Annotated in this window: 17 protein-coding genes; 10 read left to right on the top strand and 7 right to left on the bottom strand. The window is 69.3% G+C overall.

The features are described 5' to 3' along the window. Positions 1–64 precede the first annotated feature (64 nt). Positions 65–325, bottom strand: a complete 261-nt coding sequence (locus ACRSBM_RS41495) for a UBP-type zinc finger domain-containing protein (RefSeq protein WP_434452183.1) — start codon at positions 323–325, stop codon at positions 65–67. Positions 326–345: 20 nt separating this feature from the next. On the opposite strand from ACRSBM_RS41495, the gene ACRSBM_RS41490 reads away from it, so the two are divergent. The 3 genes from ACRSBM_RS41490 (at position 346) to ACRSBM_RS41480 (ending at position 5,650) form a co-directional block, all read left to right on the top strand. Further along, positions 346–1,902 carry a Na+/H+ antiporter gene (locus ACRSBM_RS41490; protein WP_434452181.1) on the top strand — a complete coding sequence of 519 codons (1,557 nt, stop codon included), beginning with the start codon at positions 346–348 and terminating at the stop codon, positions 1,900–1,902. Positions 1,903–1,968: 66 nt separating this feature from the next. Then, the gene (locus ACRSBM_RS41485; protein ID WP_434452179.1) at positions 1,969–3,066 is read left to right on the top strand and encodes a glycerophosphodiester phosphodiesterase; all 1,098 of its coding nucleotides are present in this window, start codon (positions 1,969–1,971) and stop codon (positions 3,064–3,066) included. Between the two features lie 163 nt (positions 3,067–3,229). Then, positions 3,230–5,650 (top strand): M48 family metalloprotease, encoded by a 2,421-nt coding sequence (locus ACRSBM_RS41480; RefSeq protein WP_434452177.1) that lies wholly within the window; start codon positions 3,230–3,232, stop codon positions 5,648–5,650. Here ACRSBM_RS41480 and ACRSBM_RS41475 read toward each other — a convergent pair. Continuing rightward, on the bottom strand, positions 5,643–6,932 hold the full coding sequence (locus tag ACRSBM_RS41475; RefSeq protein ID WP_434452176.1) for an adenylosuccinate synthase: 1,290 nt from the start codon (positions 6,930–6,932) through the stop codon (positions 5,643–5,645). The two genes, ACRSBM_RS41480 and ACRSBM_RS41475, sit on opposite strands and share 8 nt — an antisense overlap. A 110-nt stretch (positions 6,933–7,042) precedes the next feature. On the opposite strand from ACRSBM_RS41475, the gene ACRSBM_RS41470 reads away from it, so the two are divergent. The 3 genes from ACRSBM_RS41470 (at position 7,043) to ACRSBM_RS41460 (ending at position 8,637) form a co-directional block, all read left to right on the top strand. Further along, entirely contained in the window at positions 7,043–7,651 is a 609-nt protein-coding gene (locus ACRSBM_RS41470) for a hypothetical protein (RefSeq protein ID WP_434452174.1), read from the top strand. 105 nt (positions 7,652–7,756) lie between these two features. Then, positions 7,757–8,386 (top strand): HNH endonuclease family protein, encoded by a 630-nt coding sequence (locus tag ACRSBM_RS41465; protein WP_434452173.1) that lies wholly within the window; start codon positions 7,757–7,759, stop codon positions 8,384–8,386. After that, on the top strand, positions 8,386–8,637 hold the full coding sequence (locus tag ACRSBM_RS41460) for a hypothetical protein (protein WP_434453463.1): 252 nt from the start codon (positions 8,386–8,388) through the stop codon (positions 8,635–8,637). The genes ACRSBM_RS41465 and ACRSBM_RS41460 overlap by 1 nt, the downstream gene beginning before the upstream one ends. On the opposite strand, the gene ACRSBM_RS41455 is transcribed toward ACRSBM_RS41460, so the two are convergent. Then, positions 8,546–9,706, bottom strand: coding sequence for an FUSC family protein (locus tag ACRSBM_RS41455; protein WP_434452172.1), 1,161 nt, complete (start codon positions 9,704–9,706; stop codon positions 8,546–8,548). The two genes, ACRSBM_RS41460 and ACRSBM_RS41455, sit on opposite strands and share 92 nt — an antisense overlap. A gap of 442 nt (positions 9,707–10,148) precedes the next feature. Next, entirely contained in the window at positions 10,149–10,559 is a 411-nt protein-coding gene (locus ACRSBM_RS41450; protein ID WP_434452171.1) for a DUF3151 domain-containing protein, read from the bottom strand. A gap of 250 nt (positions 10,560–10,809) precedes the next feature. Between ACRSBM_RS41450 and ACRSBM_RS41445 the strand changes: the two genes are divergently transcribed. Further along, positions 10,810–11,925 (top strand): hypothetical protein, encoded by a 1,116-nt coding sequence (locus ACRSBM_RS41445; RefSeq protein WP_434452170.1) that lies wholly within the window; start codon positions 10,810–10,812, stop codon positions 11,923–11,925. Here ACRSBM_RS41445 and ACRSBM_RS41440 read toward each other — a convergent pair. Beyond that, complete coding sequence (locus ACRSBM_RS41440) at positions 11,905–12,276, bottom strand: winged helix-turn-helix transcriptional regulator (RefSeq protein WP_434452168.1); 372 nt, start codon at positions 12,274–12,276, stop codon at positions 11,905–11,907. The genes ACRSBM_RS41445 and ACRSBM_RS41440 overlap by 21 nt on opposite strands. Before the next feature lie 84 nt (positions 12,277–12,360). Here ACRSBM_RS41440 and ACRSBM_RS41435 point away from each other — a divergent pair, with 84 nt between their 5' ends. Further along, entirely contained in the window at positions 12,361–13,188 is an 828-nt protein-coding gene (locus ACRSBM_RS41435; RefSeq protein WP_434452167.1) for an SDR family oxidoreductase, read from the top strand. Between the two features lie 51 nt (positions 13,189–13,239). On the opposite strand, the gene fbaA is transcribed toward ACRSBM_RS41435, so the two are convergent. Then, positions 13,240–14,274: a class II fructose-bisphosphate aldolase gene (gene fbaA, locus ACRSBM_RS41430; RefSeq protein WP_434452166.1), complete on the bottom strand. Its 1,035-nt coding sequence runs from the start codon at positions 14,272–14,274 to the stop codon at positions 13,240–13,242. Positions 14,275–14,431: 157 nt separating this feature from the next. On the opposite strand from fbaA, the gene ACRSBM_RS41425 reads away from it, so the two are divergent. Further along, positions 14,432–14,716, top strand: a complete 285-nt coding sequence (locus tag ACRSBM_RS41425) for a DUF427 domain-containing protein (protein ID WP_434452165.1) — start codon at positions 14,432–14,434, stop codon at positions 14,714–14,716. On the opposite strand, the gene ACRSBM_RS41420 is transcribed toward ACRSBM_RS41425, so the two are convergent. Then, on the bottom strand, positions 14,706–15,488 hold the full coding sequence (locus ACRSBM_RS41420) for an LLM class F420-dependent oxidoreductase (protein WP_434452163.1): 783 nt from the start codon (positions 15,486–15,488) through the stop codon (positions 14,706–14,708). The genes ACRSBM_RS41425 and ACRSBM_RS41420 overlap by 11 nt on opposite strands. 37 nt (positions 15,489–15,525) lie before the next feature. Here ACRSBM_RS41420 and ACRSBM_RS41415 point away from each other — a divergent pair, with 37 nt between their 5' ends. Next, on the top strand, positions 15,526–16,452 hold the full coding sequence (locus ACRSBM_RS41415) for an aldo/keto reductase (RefSeq protein ID WP_434452161.1): 927 nt from the start codon (positions 15,526–15,528) through the stop codon (positions 16,450–16,452). The last annotated feature ends 18 nt before the right edge of the window (positions 16,453–16,470 follow it).

The raw sequence follows: 16,470 nt of genomic DNA, 5'->3' as shown, positions 1-16,470 counted from the left end.
GTGGGGGCCATCACAGGGGCAGTGGATCAATCCAAAGGGACTGCAAAGTCCTCCAGGACCGAGCTCAGACGATCGCACTGTCCACATAGCACCAGCGCCAGTCCTCGCCCGGCTCGAACGAGCGCATGACCGGATGCCGGGACGAGCCGAAGTGCGCGGTCGCGTGCTTGGCGGGACTGGAGTCGCAGCACGCCACGTGCCCGCAGGACAGGCAGATCCGCAGGTGAGCCCAGTTGTGCTCACCCAGAGCGAGGCAGTCGACACAGCCCTCGGTCGACTCCGGCGCCACCGACGGGGGCAGCGTCTCCACGTGCGAACAGGTCATGCCTTCCATCATTCCGCAGAATGAGCGCCATGCACGGGCCTGAACTTCTGCTGCTGTTGCTCGGGGCGCTGGTCGTCACGTCCATCGCCCGGCGCCTGAACTTCTCGGCGCCGCTGGTGCTGGTCGCGGTCGGGCTCGTGGTGTCGTTCATCCCGGGCGTGCCGGAGTTCGAGCTCGACCCGCACCTGATCCTGCTGGTGGTGCTGCCGCCGCTGCTCTACAGCGCCGCGCTGGACAGCTCGTACCTCAACATCCGCGCGAACCTGCGGCCGATCGGCCTGCTCGCGGTCGGGCTGGTGCTGTTCACGACGTTAGTCGTCGGCGTGACCGCCAACCTGGTCTTCCCGGACCTGCCGTTCGCCGCGGCGCTGGTCCTGGGCGCGGTCGTGGCGCCACCGGACGCCGTCGCCGCCGTCGCGATCGGGCGCAAGCTCGGCCTGCAGCGCCGCGCGATGACGTTGCTCGTCGGCGAGAGCCTGATCAACGACGCGACGGCGCTGACGGCGTTCAAGGTCGCGGTGGCGGCCGCGGCGGGCGCCGCCATGCACCCGGTCGAGGGTGTTGGGCTGTTCCTGCTGGTCACGGCGGGTGGCATCGCCGTCGGCCTGGTCGTGGGCGTCGTGGTCAGGTTCCTGCGCAAGCGGCTCTGCGAGGGCGTGCTGGAGAGCGCGCTGGGGCTGCTGGTGCCGTTCGGCGCCTACCTGATCGCCGAGGAGGTCGCGCACGTCTCCGGTGTGCTCGCGGTCGTCGTCGCGGGCCTGTACATCGGGCACAACGCCCCGCGCGGCAAGTACTCGACGCGGCTGCAGGACGCGGCGGTGTGGAGGTCGGTGGACGTGCTGCTGGAGTCGTTCGTCTTCGCGCTCATCGGACTGCAGGTGTCGGCGATCGTCTCCGACGTCGACCTGGACGCCGGCCTGCTGCTGGGCGCCGGGGCCGTGCTGCTGGCGACGATCCTGGCCAGGTTCGTGTGGATGTACCCGGCCGCGTACATCCCGAGGTACCTGTCGAAACGCCTGCGCGAGCGCGAACGCCAGCCGCACGTCGGTCAGGTGACGGTGATCGCGTGGGCGGGCATGCGCGGCGTGGTGACGCTCGCCGCGGCCGCCGCGATCCCGGAGAACGTGCCGGGCCGCGACGTCATCGTGTTCTGCGCCTTCGTCGTCACGGTCTCGACCCTGCTGCTGCAGGGCACGACGCTGCCCTGGCTGATCAACAAGATCGGCTTCGAGGGCGACGACGCCCGCACGGACGCGCTGGCCGAGGCCCAGGTGCAGCACCGGGCCGCTCAGGCGGCCGTGACCAGGCTGGACGACCAGGTCGGGGACGTTCCCGACCACGTGCGCGCCCAGCTGCGCTCGCTCGCCGAGCACCGGGGCAACGCCGCGTGGGAACGGCTGGGGCGCCAGGACCAGGAGAGCCCGGCGGCCGCGTACCGGAGGCTGCGGCGGGTGATGCTCAGCGCCGAACGTGACGAGTTCGTCAGGGCCAGGGACTCCGGCGAGATCGACGACGAGGTGCTGTTCCGCGTGCTGCGGGAGTTGGACCTGGAGGAAGCCGCACTGTCTCGTGAGTAACCGTTCACCTGCTTTTCGTGTTGCGATGCTTGGGTGCGCTCTCAACACGAAACGGGAGGTCAAGCGATGCATCCCAAGAGGGTTCGACGCAGAGGTCTGGTCACCGTGGTCCTCGTGTTCGCGGGTGCGGTGGTGGCGTCCCTGCCCTCCGCGTCCGCACACGACGACAAGGGCCCGATCGTCATCGGGCACCGCGGCGCGTCGGCGTACCGGCCGGAGCACACACTCGCGGCATACGAGCTCGCGGCACGCATGGGCGCCGACTTCATCGAGCCGGACCTGGTGCCCACCAAGGACGGCAAGCTGGTCGCCCGGCACGAGAACGAGATCGGCGGCACCACGGACGTCTCGGCCAGGCCGCAGTTCGCCGACCGCAGGAAGACCAAGGTCATCGACGGCGCCGCGATCACCGGCTGGTTCACCGAGGACTTCACGCTGGCCGAGCTGAAGACGTTGCGCGCCAAGGAACGCATCCCCGCGATCCGGCCGCGCAACACCCTCTACGACGGCCGCTTCGAGGTACCGACGCTGCAGGAGGTCATCGACCTCTCGAAGCGCCTGTCGCGCGAGCTGCACCGCGAGATCGGCATCTACCCGGAGACCAAGCACCCGACGTACTTCCAGTCGATCGGTCTCGCGCTGGAGCCGAAGCTCGTCGACGTGCTGAACCGCAACGGCCTCAACCGCCGCAGCGCCAAGGTCTACGTGCAGTCGTTCGAGGTCGCGAACCTCAAGGAGCTCAACAGGTCGCTGCGGGTGCCGATCGTGCAGCTGGTCAACGCCTCCGGCGCGCCGTACGACTTCATCGTGGCGGGCGACAAGCGCACCTACGCCGACCTGGTCACGCCGGCCGGTCTGCGGGAGATCAGGTCGTACGCGGACGGCGTCGGCCTGGCCAAGGACGTCATCATCCCGCGTGACGCCAACGGGTTCCTGAAGGCGCCGACGACGGTGGTCAAGGATGCGCACCGGGTCGGCCTGACCGTGCACTCCTGGACGTTCCGCAACGAGAACTCGTTCCTGCCCGCCGACTTCCGGTCCTCGACCGACCCGGCCGCGTACGGCCGGGCCTTCGAGGAGTACGACGTGTTCTTCCGGACCGGCATCGACGGCGTGTTCGCGGACAACCCCGACACGGCCGTCGAGGCCAAGGTCAAGCGCTGAGAGATCAGACGCCGGCGAGTGTGAGCGTGCGGTCCACGTCGAGCAACCCGCGTTGCGCGGGCAGGGGCCGCACGCCGCACCGAACCAGGCCAACGGCAGAGTGACAGCACGGGTGTGCAGCGATCAACATTCAGGCATGGATCAAGAGGGGGAGAGACCGAGGGTGCCTTCGGGCACCACGCTCCGGTTCGCGTCGCTGGTGCTGCTGGCGGTCGCGACCACGTTGCAGATCTTCGGTCAGTACGCGTCGGTGTGGCCGGTGGCCACCTCGCTCGACAACGCCCGGTGCCAGGTGCGGTCCGGCCTCTACCTCACGTCGACGCTGGAGGTTGACCCCGACGAGTCCAAATGGGACGGTTATCGCGCGTGCATGGCGACGTTCCTCGGCGGCCGCGCGGTGTGGCTCGCCGGCGGGCTGGTGCTGCTCTTCGCGGTGGCGTGCCTGATCTACCTGCTGCGGCCGGCGTGGTTTCGGCACCGGCGCGGCCTGTCGCCCGTTCCCGAGGAGCTGGTCGCACCGCTCGCCGAACTGGTCACGGAGGCTGGGCTCGCGAAGGCTCCGACGTTCCTGCTCGACCCTACGAAACCCCGCGCGGGCGGCGTCGCGTTCGGCACCCACCGCCGCAAGTACGTCGCGCTCAACGCCGGCATGGTGACGTTGTGCCGCACCGAACCTGAGACGTTCCGCGCGATCGTGCTGCACGAGCTCGCGCACGTCCGCAACGACGTCACGATCACCTACGCCACGCTGGCGATCTGGCGCGCTTTCGCCGTCGCGGTGCTGGCGCCTTACGTGCTCACGCTGTTCAACCCGTTCCTGCTGTCCCTCACGCCGTGGCGGCTGCCGGAGTTGCCCGGCGACTGGTTCGCCTTCAGCGTGCTGTGGCGGGTGATCGTGCTGGTGCTGCTGGTCTTCGCCGCCCGTGTCGCCGTGCTGCGGGCGCGCGAGAAGCACGCCGACGCGCTGGTGGTGCGCTGGACCGGCGACCCCGACCCGTACCGGCTGCTGCCGGCGACCGGCTGGCTGCGTCGCTGGCTCGGCCACCACCCGGCGCCCGCGAGCCGCCAGGCCGTCATGCGGGACCCGAAGTCCCTGCTGCGGCCGGGTTTCTGGGAAACGCTCGGCAGTGCGCTCGCCGTGCAGATCGCGTGGTGGCACATGGTCACCGGGCTGCGCGACCTGACCTGGTACCGGGCGGGCAACGAGTCGTTCCTGGTCATGCGGATCGTCTGGGCGGTCCCGGTGGCGGCGCTGATCGGCCTGGTCGCCTGGCGCGGCGCGGCGTTCGGCGCTCGGCGCGGCACGTTCGCGTTGCCCGGCCTCGCGATCGGGCTCGGTCTGGTGCTCGCGGACCGGCTGGACACGCAGAACCTCCTCCCGCTCACTCCGCTCAGCGTCGTCGGCTCGATCGCGCTGGCCGGGACCGCGACGCTGGTGACGATCTGGGCCGGGCACTGCGCGACACTCGCGCGAACCCGTTGGCACGGCTGGTCCCTCGGCCTGTCGATCGCCGTGGTCGCGTACACGCTGCTGGGCTGGTTCACCGAGGTCCGGCTCGCCGGTGCCCTGTGGCGCAACAACATGACACCGGTGATGGACCTCCTGCACGGCTACGCGCAGACGTTGCCCGACGAGATCGCCCTCAAGGCCGTGGCGATTCCGTTCCTGATGAACTACAACCGGGTGCCCACGGTGGTGGCGCTGGCGCTGCTGTGGCTCGTGCCGCTGGTGCTGCGGCGAGAGTTCCCCCGCGGCGCCGTCCCGGCCGGTGTGGCCGGCGGCGTGGTAGCCGTCGCCGCGGTCGTGCTGTTCGGCTCCACGGGAACGCCGTTGGTCGCCACGGCCTGGCAGATCCTGGCCGTCGTGGCGGTCCAGCTCGTCGTGGTGCTGGTGGCCCGCCTGGACCGGGTGGGCGCGCTGCTCACGACGTGGCTGATCGGACTGCCCGCGACGGCCGCGATCTGGCTGACGCACCTGGACGACGCCGAGGTCGACAGCATCCTGGCGGCGCGTCCGCACCAGGTCCTGCCGGTCCTGGGAACGCTCGCGGCCCTGCTGGTGGGCGGACACGGTCGCGTGGGCGGCTACACCGGCTCACGGCCGGTCTGGGCGGCCGGAATCGCCGGCCTGGGAGTGGCGGTGGCGGCGTGGTGGCCGCACGCGGCGGCGAGTGCGGAGTCGTTGCAGCCGCCGGTGCCCGCGGGAGCGGCGGTGGACACCGACGAAGCACTGGCCATCTGGCTCTACGGGGGCGGCCAGGACCGGATCATGACCGTCGTCCAGGCGAACGACAAGGTGTTCGCCGGAGTGCGGGCCGAGGACCCCGCGGCGATCGCGGCCGGGTGCGAGGCGCTCGGTCCGGTGCTGCGGGAGGAGTTCCCCGCACCACCGGACGCGAAGATCGCCGCGACCTGGACGGAGGCGTTGCGCGCGTTGCAAAGCGGCACGCGCTCGTGCCTCGTCGTCTTCCGGGACGAGGGTTTCGACGATGGCTCGATGGCGAAGGAGTTCCTCAGGGGCCTCGACCAGTTGAAGGTCGCGCAGACCGCGCTGGTCGAGGCCCAGGAACGAGCGATCAGCTGAGGACGTCGTGGCGCACGATCGTCTGGTCGCGGCCGGGACCGACCCCGATCGCCGAGACGCGGGCGCCGATGATGCTCTCCAGGTACTCGACGTACGCCTTGGCGTTCGCCGGCAGCTCGTCGAACGAACGGCAGTGCGAGATGTCCTCGAACCAGCCCGGCAGCTCCTCGTACACCGGGACGGCGTGGTGCACGTCGGTCTGGGTCATCGGCATCTCGTCGACGCGGCGACCGTCCACTTCGTACGCCACGCAGACCGGCACCTTCTCGAGACCGGAGAGGACGTCGAGCTTGGTGAGGAAGTAGTCGGTGATGCCGTTGACGCGGCTCGCGTACCGGGCGATCACGGCGTCGAACCAGCCGGTGCGCCGCGAGCGCCCGGTGGTGACACCGAACTCGCCGCCCTGCTTGCGCAGGTACTCGCCCTGGTCGTCGTTGAGCTCGGTCGGGAACGGACCGGAGCCGACGCGGGTCGTGTACGCCTTCAGGATGCCGATCACGGTGCTGATGCGGGTCGGGCCGACACCGGAGCCGACCGTCGCGCCACCCGAGGTCGGGTTCGACGACGTGACGAACGGGTAGGTGCCGTGGTCGACGTCGAGCAGGGTGCCCTGCGAGCCCTCCAGCACCACGATCTCGTCGCGGTCGAGCGCCTGGTTGAGCAGCAGGCGGGTGTCGGCGATGCGGTGCACGAAGTGCTGACCGTGCTCCAGCACCTGGTCGACGACCTGGTCGGGGTCGAGCGCCTTGCGGTTGTAGACCTTGACCAGCACCTGGTTCTTGAAGTCCAGGGCCGCCTCGACCTTCTGCCGGAGGATCTTCTCGTCCAGCAGGTCCTGCACGCGCACGCCGACGCGGGCGAGCTTGTCCTGGTAGGCGGGCCCGATGCCGCGACCGGTCGTGCCGATCTTCGCCTTGCCCAGGTAGCGCTCGGTCACCTTGTCGATGGCCACGTGGTACGGCATGATCAAGTGCGCGTCCGACGAGATCAGCAGACCGCTGGTGTCGACGCCCTTCTCCTCCAGGCCCGCGAGCTCGGTGAGCAGCACGCCGGGGTCGACGACGACACCGTTGCCGATGACGTTCTTCACACCGGGCGTGAGGATGCCGGAGGGGATCAGGTGGAGGGCGAACTTCTGACCGTCCGGGAGGACGACGGTGTGACCCGCGTTGTTGCCGCCCTGGTAGCGAACGATCCACTGGACACGCTCACCGAGGATGTCGGTGGCCTTGCCCTTGCCCTCATCGCCCCACTGGGCACCGATCAGCACGACGGCCGGCATGTGAAACTCCAAGCACTTGGACTGGTTCAAGGGAATGCCGGTAAGCGAGGGTAGACCAGGAGATGACCGTGCGCGGAATCGTGTTGGCCTGCGGAAACACGCAGTTGCCAATGATCACTCAACGTGACGGTGTGCAGGTCGTCCCTGCCCGCCCCGGCAAGGACCACGTCGACCCTCACCTGGACACCGACCGGCTCGTCGTCGCGGGCACGGACGCGGACCTCGCGGCGGTGGCGTTGCGGTTGCTGCGCAAGGAGAAACTCGGTTCGGTGGCACTCGGTTTCGTGCCGGTCGCCGACTCGTCCGTCGCCGCGCTCTGGGGGCTGTCGACCGATCCGGCGAGGGCGCTGGACGTCGCTCTGAACGGTGACGTAGATCCCGTCCCGCTCGTCCGCGACGACGTCGGCGGCGTGCTGATGGGACTCGGCGTGTTGTCACCGGTTCGTGGCGTTGGTTACAGCGACGCGGACAACGTGCTGCGCGGCCAGGCGTCGCGGATCGAGTGCACGCCGGACACCGAGGGCGGTCTGGGTCTGCGGATCCGGATCGTCAACAAGCGACTGTTCGGGTCCAGGGTCAAGGAGAGCCGCCCGCGCGCGTTCCAGCTCGGCTGCCTCCCCACGACCGCCGTGCTGGACGGCCACAAGCACCCGCGCCCGGTCGACAAGTGGACCTGGTACCGGCACACCGAGGACCTGCGGCTCGTCCGAGGCGTCTAGCCGTCCGCTTGTCATTCACTTGGGTGTCACTCGAAGGCATTGCCTAATTTCATAGCGTGACCAAGGGTAGGTCCCGATCACTTTCCAACACGGAAGGTCGGGACGATGTCAAAAGTTAACCGAACCATTGGTGTTTTGGTTGCCGCAGCGGCTCTCACCTTTGGTTTTGTTTCCCCTGCACTCGCGACACCGCCTAATATCCCCAGCGCCGCCACGGCCAAGTCGGAATTGGCGGCACTCACCGTTCGCGCGGACGGTTCGATGACGGGCTATTCACGCGACAAGTTCCCGCACTGGATCACCCAGTCGGGCACCTGCAACACCCGTGAGGCCGTGCTGAAGCGCGACGGCACCAACGTCGTGACCGACTCCAGCTGCGCCGCCACCTCGGGCCGCTGGTTCTCGCCGTACGACGGCGCGACGTGGTCCGCGGCGTCCGACGTGGACATCGACCACATCGTTCCGCTGGCGGCCGCCTGGAGGTCGGGAGCGTCGTCGTGGACCACCGCGCGGCGCCAGTCGTTCGCCAACGACATGTCCGGCCCGCAGCTGATCGCGGTGACCGACAACGTCAACCAGGCCAAGGGCGACCAGACCCCGGCCACCTGGAAGCCGCCGCTGACGTCCTACTGGTGCACCTACGCCAAGATGTGGGTACACACCAAGTACCGCTGGAGCCTCAGCGTGAACTCGGCGGAGAAGACCGAACTGACGGGCATGCTCGGAAGGTGCTGATGGCGTCCCTCTCCACGCTCTTCGTGGCGGGCCCCGGTGGCGTGATGACCGACGAGGTCGGCGTCGTCACCGGAGACCTCGAACTGTGCACGGACCTTTCCGACGACGGGAAGCTGCGCGCACTGGTCCGCTACGAGGGCGCGGAGGAGTGGTACGCCATCACGGGCGCGGCGTGCGTTCTGGCCGATCCTCGCGATCACGAGCAGGTGCACTCTCTTCTGCACGGGCTTTTGCACCGGCCGGAGGGCTGAGCGGCGGCAACGCCTCCATCGCCTCGGTCCGGCTGAGCCCGGTGGCCTGCAGCAGGTCCACGGCGACACTCCGGATCTGCGCCAGCACGACCTTGGACGAGAACCCTTCCCCGCCGAGGCGCCGCGCGGTGAGATCCCGCGCGGCGTCCCGCACGGCCTCCCTCGTCTGCCTGGGCTCCTTGCCCTTCTCGAGCTCGGCCTTGAGGCAGTCCACGGCGTCCGCGTAGTGGCCGAGCACCTCCGGCACCCCGTCCGGAATCGGCTCCTCGGCCTTGAGCGCCGCCATGACCCTGCGCGCCAGCACCCGCGTGTTGCGGATCGCGTAGTCCACCGGCCCGGCCGCCGTCTGGTACCTGCTGAGCTCGTACTTCGCCCGCCACCGGATGGGCGCGATCTTCGCGATCTCACTGCCGGTCTGCAACGCGGACTTGTAGTCGTCGATCGTCGTCTGGCTGGTCCGCAACTCGGCCAGCACCCCGGCGGCCTTGACCGCGTCCTTCTCGCCGAGGGCCTCGGCGAGGTTCCGCAACGCACCGCTGAGGGTGTTCGTCAGCGCCTTGAGCTGCCGTTGCGCCACCGTGACCGGGTTCGCCGGGATGAGCGCCGCCACCGCGAGCCCCACCAGCCCACCGGTCAGCGCGTCGATCATCCGGTCGAGCCCGCCGCCGGCGCTGGGCGGCAACAGGGTCGCCACCAGCACCGCGCTGCTCCCGGCCTGCAACGCGATGACCGAGCCACCGTCCAGCAACACCGCCGCCGACATCGCGAGCGCGACGACCAGCGCGATCTGCCACGGCCCGCTGCCGATCCAGCCGATCAGGGCGTCCCCCACCCCGACACCGACGGAGACGCCGACGACGAGCTCACCGACCCGCCGCAGCCGTTGCCCCAGCGACACCCCGAGGCACACGACCGCGGCGATCGGCGCGAAGAACGGGTGCTGGTGCCCGATGACCAGCGTCGCCACCAGCCACGCGAGGCCCGCGGACAGGGCACATTGGACGATCGGCAACGCGGCCCCGCGCCACCGCGTGAGCCCACGTCCCACCGCGTCCCTGACCGCGCCCACCGCTCACTCCGACCTGGTTCGCTCGCTTGTGCCGCCGTCAGTCTCAAGCCCGCGGCCACCGGTCACAAGCTGCGGTGACGCGGTTCGTTGGTTGAGCGGCCGCGCTGACGCGCCCCCCGGCCTGGGGAACCGGTGTGGATTCCTTCGCGCCGGTCTGCTTCTGATCGTGACCAGGACGCCAGGATGATCACCGCCGACACAACCAACAGCTGCGGCGGCGCGGAGCCCTGCTGAGGCGTCCTCCCGGTCTGGGAACCGGCGCGAACTCCGCGCCGATCCGCTCCCGACCGTGACCAGCAAGAACGCCAGAACGATCACCAGCGACGCAACCAGCAGCACCCGCGGCGACACGGATCTCTGCTTGGGCGACCCACGCTGACGCAGGCGTCCCCCGGTCTGGGAACCCCTACATCACAACGTACTCACGGGGCCGACAAGATCGTCAGACCAGTCCCAGCGCGGCAGGGGCCTCCGGGTCCGAGTCGGCGAGGAACTTGGAGCACCGCTCCCACTCCTCGTCCTCCCCGATGTCCCGAGCAGCGCGGGCCAGCGCGGCCAGGGCCCGCAGGAACCCCTGGTTGGGCCGGTGCTCCCAGGGCACGGGCCCGAAGCCCTTCCACCCGGACCGCCGCAACTGGTCGAGCCCGCGGTGGTAGCCGGTCCGGGCGTACGCGTAGGCGGCGACGGGATCGCCGGCGTGCAGTGCACGTTCGGCCAGCAGGGCCCACGCCTCGGAGAAGTCCGGGTAGGCCCGGACGATCTTGCCGGGATCGGTGCCGCCGTCAGCGGCGGCCTGCGCCTCAGGGCGCTCGGGTAGACGGGTCGGCTCCGGCCCGAGGAGGTTGTCACGCATGCGGCCCATCGTGCCCCACTCACCGGTCCAGCTACACGAACACCCTCATGACGGCGGCCACAACGGCCAGCAGCAAAGCGGTGACGAGCACTCCTGCGACGATCTTCGTGGCCATGGCCGTGCATGCTTCCCGGCACGGCCGGGCAGATCAACGGCGTTCACCCGGTCGTGCCTACGAATCGGCAACATCAGGGTAAAACCAGGGGCATCCCGCCTACCTGGAGACGTGACCACCGCTCATGATGTCCGGATGGTTCAGGGGGTACGACAGTTCCGGGAGCGCTACTGGGAGCGGGGCGCGCCGGGCAGGGAGACACCGGCGGTGCTCACGAAGCAGCTCTACCAGCTGTGGCTCGTCGGTCTGCTGCTCAAGCTGATCGGGTCGTCGTGGGACGTCTCGTGGCACTTCAAGTGGTTGCGCGACGACCTGGCGCCGCCGCATCTGATCAACACGGTCGGCACGGTGATCGTGGTCGGGCTGACGTTGTTCCACACGTTCACCGGGTACGGGGTCGACAAGCTGACGCTGCGGCTGATGCAGGTCGGGTGCGGGATCTTCCTCGTCGCCCTGCCGATCGACATCATCAACCACCGGATCAACGGGCTCGACATCACGAGCTGGAGCGGGTCGCACGCGCTGCTCTACCTGGGCACCGCGGTGATGCTCGCCGGCGCGATCCGCGGGTGGATCAAGTTCTTCCCGAACGGCAACGCCAGGACGTTCGGGCTCGTCGCGCTGTGGTTCTTCTTCCTGGAGAACGTCTGGTTCCCCAACCAGCACCAGGAGTACGGCGTGCGCGCGTTGCTGGCCTGGGACAGCGGCAAGCCCGAGGCCGAGCCGATCCTGCTGCAGTTCGCCGCGGACCAGCTCGGTGTCCCGGTCGGGCGCGAGGCCCTCGTGAACTTCGCGCTGCCGATCGCGGACTGGGTGTACCCGGTGTGGGGCCTGGTCGCGGCGGCGATCGTGCTGGTGATCGCGCGGCGCACGCTCGACCGGCCGTGGACCGCCACGGTCGTCGCGGGTGGTTATGTCGCGTACCGGTGCCTGATCTGGCCGTTGCTCGCGGGCATGGACTTCCCGAAGTCCGCCGTTCCGCTGTTCCTGATCCTCGTGGCGCTTGCGATCGACGCGGCGCACGCGGTCAAGATGCCGACGCCGGCCGCGGCCGTGCTCGGGTCGGCGGCCGTCACGACCGTCGGGTACGTCGGCATCTGGTTCCAGCAGCAGTACCTGTGGGGGCCGCCGATCTCGTTCTCGTCGGCGGCGGTCACGGCCGTGCTGCTCGCTGTGCTGTGGACGGCCGGGGACATGGTGGTCCGCCGGCCGGAGACGCAGATGATCGCGTCAAGACTGAAGCTGGGCTGACAGCCTGCTGGTGATCCGGCCGAACAGGTCGGCGAGGGGCTCGCCGACGTCCCGCCCGAACTCGGTCAACCCGTAGGTGACCTGGGGCGGCGTCGTCGGCTCCACCTTCCGCCAGATCAGGCCGTCCTCGACGAGGCCGCGCAGGGTCTGGGAGAGCATCTTCTCGCTGATGCCGCGGATGCTCTCGCGCAGCTCGAAGAACCTGAGGTCGTTGGTCTGCAGGGAGATCAGCACCCAGATGCCCCACCTGCTGGTGACGTGGTCGACCATCTCGCGAGCGGGGCAGTCGGTGTGAAACACCTCATACCGCTCTGTCATCTCGTTACGCGTGAACTGCAACCCTCCCGGCATGTCGGGAGCTTACCTCCAGGTACGTCCTTACAAAATGTAAGCCCGGTTCCTAGCGTCGTGCCCACAACGACGAAGGAGCTGTTCATGATCGTGGTGACCGGGGCGACCGGAAACATCGGCAGGCCACTCACCCGCGCGCTGGTCCGGGCGGGCGAGCAGGTGACGGCCGTGTCGCGGCACGCGGCGGAGGTGCCGGACGGCGTGCGGCACCAGGTGGCCGACCTCGCCGATCCGGCGAGCCTGGACCTCACGGGCGCGAAGGCGTTGTTCCTCCTGCTGTCCGGTGACCTGCACGCGGTCGGGGCGAACCCGGCCGAGCTGGTCGGACGAGCCGCGGCACACGGGGTGGGTCGCGTGGTGCTGCTGTCCTCGCTGGGTGTGCGGACCAGGCCGTTCGGCACGACGCGGATCGCGATGCGCGGGCTGGAGGACGTGCTGCGGGAGTCCGGGGTGGACTGGACGGTCCTGCGGCCGGGCGGGTTCGCGTCGAACGCACTGTGGTGGGCGGAGTCCGTCCGCGCGCACCGGACCGTCGCCGCGCCGTTCGGGGACGTCGGTGTGCCGGTCGTCGACCCGGCGGACATCGCCGAGGTCGCGGCCGCCTGCCTGCTGGGCGACGCGAACGGCGTCCTGGAGCTGACCGGCCCGGAGGTGATCACGCCGAAGGAGCAGACGGCCGCCATCGCGAAGGCCCTGGGCGAACCGGTGCGGTTCCACGAGCTCACCCGAGCCGAGGCCAAGGCCGGTATGGAGCAGCTGATGCCGGGCGAGCTCGCCGACGACACGCTGGACATCCTCAGCTCGCCCACCGAAGCCGAAACCCAGGTCAGCCCGGACGTGCGGACCGTCCTCGGCCGCGCACCGCGCACGTTCGCCGACTGGGCCGAACGTCACGTGGAAGCCTTCCGCTGAAAGCAGTGAGGGCCCCGGCGCACGAAGCCGGGGCCCTCCTCACAGCCGACGTCAGCCCGCGATCATGCGGCCCGACGACTTGAGGTGCTCGCACGCCTGCGCGATGCGGGCGGCCATGGCCTGCTCGGCGGCCTTGAGGTAGCTGCGCGGGTCGTAGGTCTTCTTGTTGCCGACCTCGCCGTCGATCTTCAGCACACCGTCGTAGTTCGCGAACATGTGCGCCGCGATCGGACGGGTGAACGCGTACTGCGTGTCCGTGTCGATGTTCATCTTGATGACGCCGTACGACACGGCCTCGTGGATCTCCTCCAGCAGCGAGCCGGAGCCGCCGTGGAAGACCAGGTCGAACGGCTTCGAGCCGGCCGCGAGGCCGAGCTTGCTCGCCACGACGTCCTGGCCCTGCTTGAGGATCTCCGGACGCAGCTTCACGTTGCCCGGCTTGTAGACGCCGTGGACGTTGCCGAAGGTCGCGGCGAGCAGGTAGCGACCCTTCTCGCCGGCGCCGAGCACCTCGACGGTCTTCAGGTAGTCCTCTGGCGTCGTGTAGAGCTTGTCGTTGATCTCGTTGTCGACGCCGTCCTCCTCGCCGCCCACGACGCCGACCTCGATCTCGAGGACGAGCTTCGCCTTGGCGGAGAGGTCGAGCAGCTCGCTCGCGATCTGGAGGTTCTCGTCCAGAGCCACGGCGGAGCCGTCCCACATGTGCGACTGGAAGAGCGGGTTGCCGCCCTTGTCCACCCGCTCCTGGCTGATCGCGATCAGCGGACGCACGTACCCGTCGAGCTTGTCCTTCGGGCAGTGGTCGGTGTGCAGCGCGATGTTCACGGGGTACTTCGCCGCGACCACGTGTGCGAACTCCGCGAGCGCCACAGCGCCGGTCACCATGTCCTTGACCTTGGTGCCCGAGGCGAACTCGGCACCGCCGGTCGAGACCTGGATGATGCCGTCGCTCTCGGCCTCGGCGAAGCCGCGCAGAGCCGCGTTGAGCGTCTCCGACGACGTGACGTTGATGGCGGGGTAGGCGAACTCGTTCGCCTTGGCCCGGTCCAGCATCTCCGCGTAGACCTCGGGAGTTGCGATGGGCATCGGTGGTCCTCCTCAGGCGCCCTGAACGGGTGTCGACCCGCATCCTACGAGGCTGTGTCAGGGGGCCGCGCCAGTGGCCGCCCTCACAGAGGGATCGATCAAGTACCAGCTGACCAGCCGGTCTGCGCTACCCGCCGGTAGGGGGATAGTGGATGACATGGCAACCGCTCAGTGGAACGGCAAGATCATCGCCTCGAGCGACGACACGGTCGTCGTCGAGGGCAACCACTACTTCCCGCTGGACTCCGTCGATCCGGACGTCCTGAAGCCGACCGACCACACCTCGCACTGCCCCTGGAAGGGCGACGCGAACTACTACTCGTTGCAGGTCGACGGCGCCGAGAACACCAACGCGGCCTGGTACTACGCCGAGCCGAAGGAGGCAGCCGCGGAGATCAAGGGCCGCGTGGCGTTCTGGAACGGCGTCGAGATCAGCGACTGAGCCCCAGCGCGGCGGCCAGTTCCGCGTAGTGGCCGTTCAGCGACTGGACGGCCACGTGGTCGGCGCCGGCGTCGACGTGGGCACGCAGCTTCTCGGCCACCTGGTCGGGGCTGCCGTGTGCGACCAGCGCGTCGACCAACCGGTCCGACCCCTTCACGTCCTCCTCGGAGAACCCGTACCGCCGCCAGTTGTTCACGTAGTTGGTGAGCGTGAAGTACACCGCCAGCTTCTCGCGCGCGATGGCCCGTGCGGCGTCCGGGTCCTCCTCGACGACCACGGTGAGCTCGGGCGCGAGGAGCTTGTCACCGAGCGCCTCGCGGGCCTGCGCGGTGTGCTCGACCGGCACCAGGTACGGGTGGGCGCCCGCGGTGCGGTCGGCGGCGAGCTTCAGCACCTTCGGGCCGAGCGCGGCGAGCACCAGCCGCTCGGCCGGCACGTCGAGCCGGTCGAGATAGCCCACGAGCTTGTCGTAGGGCTTCTCGTAGGCCTGGTCGAGCTGCCGGTGGCCCACGCCGACGCCGAGCAGGAACCGGTCGCTCGCGAGGCGGTGGAACTCGGCGGACACCTCCTCCGGCTCGCTCTGCCAGACGTTGACGATGCCGGTGGCCACGGTGATCGATTTCGTGGCGTCCAGCACCTGCCCGGCCAGGGCGACGTCCGGCGAGCCACCGATCCAGAAGGTGCCGTAGCCGAGCTCCTCCAGTTCCGCGATTCGGTCGATCTTGCTCGACCACTCGTAGTGCGAGCCCCAGACACCGAACGTTCCCAGCATGCGATCCCAATCGTCGTGGCGGACTACCTTGCGCAGTATGTCGATCTTGAGCACCACAGACCTGGACGTGTCGCGCCTCTGCCTGGGCGGCAACGTGTTCGGCTGGACCGCGGCCGAGCACCAGTCGTTCGCAGTGCTCGACGCCTACGTGGAGGCGGGCGGGAACTTCGTCGACACCGCCGACTCGTACTCGGCGTGGGCGGAGGGCAACTCCGGCGGCGAGTCGGAGACGATCATCGGCAGGTGGCTGGCCAGGCGCGGGCGCCGCGACGACGTCGTGGTGGCGACGAAGGTCGGCATGCTCGCCGGGTTCAACAACCAGAAGCGCGACACCATCCTGGGCGGCGCCGAGCGCTCGCTGAAGCGGCTCGGCGTCGACCACATCGACCTCTACTACAACCACCTCGACGACCCGGCCACGCCGCTCGAGGAGACGCTGGCCGCCTACGACCAGCTCGTCCGCGACGGCAAGGTCCGCTACGTCGCGGCCTCCAACTTCTCCGCCGAACGGCTGGCGAAGGCGCTGGAGATCCAGGAACGCGAGGGCTTCGCGAAGTTCGTGGCCCTGCAACCCGAGTACAACCTGGTCAGCCGCGCCAAGTTCGAGGGCGCGCTCCAGGACACCGTCGCGCGGCACGGCCTCGCCACCGTGCCGTTCTGGGGGCTCGCGAGGGGGTTCCTGACCGGCAAGTACCGGCCGGGCGTCGTGGTCGAGAGTGCGCGGGCCACCGCCGCCTCGCAGTACCTCGACGAGCACGGCCTGCAGGTCATCGAGGTGCTTGACGAACTGGCCGAGACGCACGGCACCACGGTCGCCTCGGTCGCCCTGGCGTGGCTCGCCCACCAGCCGACGGTGGCCGCGCCGATCGCGTCCGCCCGCACGTTGGAGCAGCTCAACGACCTGCTGCCGGTGCTCACGCTCGAACTCACGCAGGCCGAGGCAGACCGCCTGAGCGCAATTTAACTTGCCAGTAGCTTACCG

This window comes from Lentzea xerophila (assembly GCF_051094245.1).
Classification (GTDB): domain Bacteria; phylum Actinomycetota; class Actinomycetes; order Mycobacteriales; family Pseudonocardiaceae; genus Lentzea; species Lentzea xerophila.
Note: the sequence above shows the minus strand (reverse complement) of the source record. Positions and strands in the feature narration are given on the sequence as shown.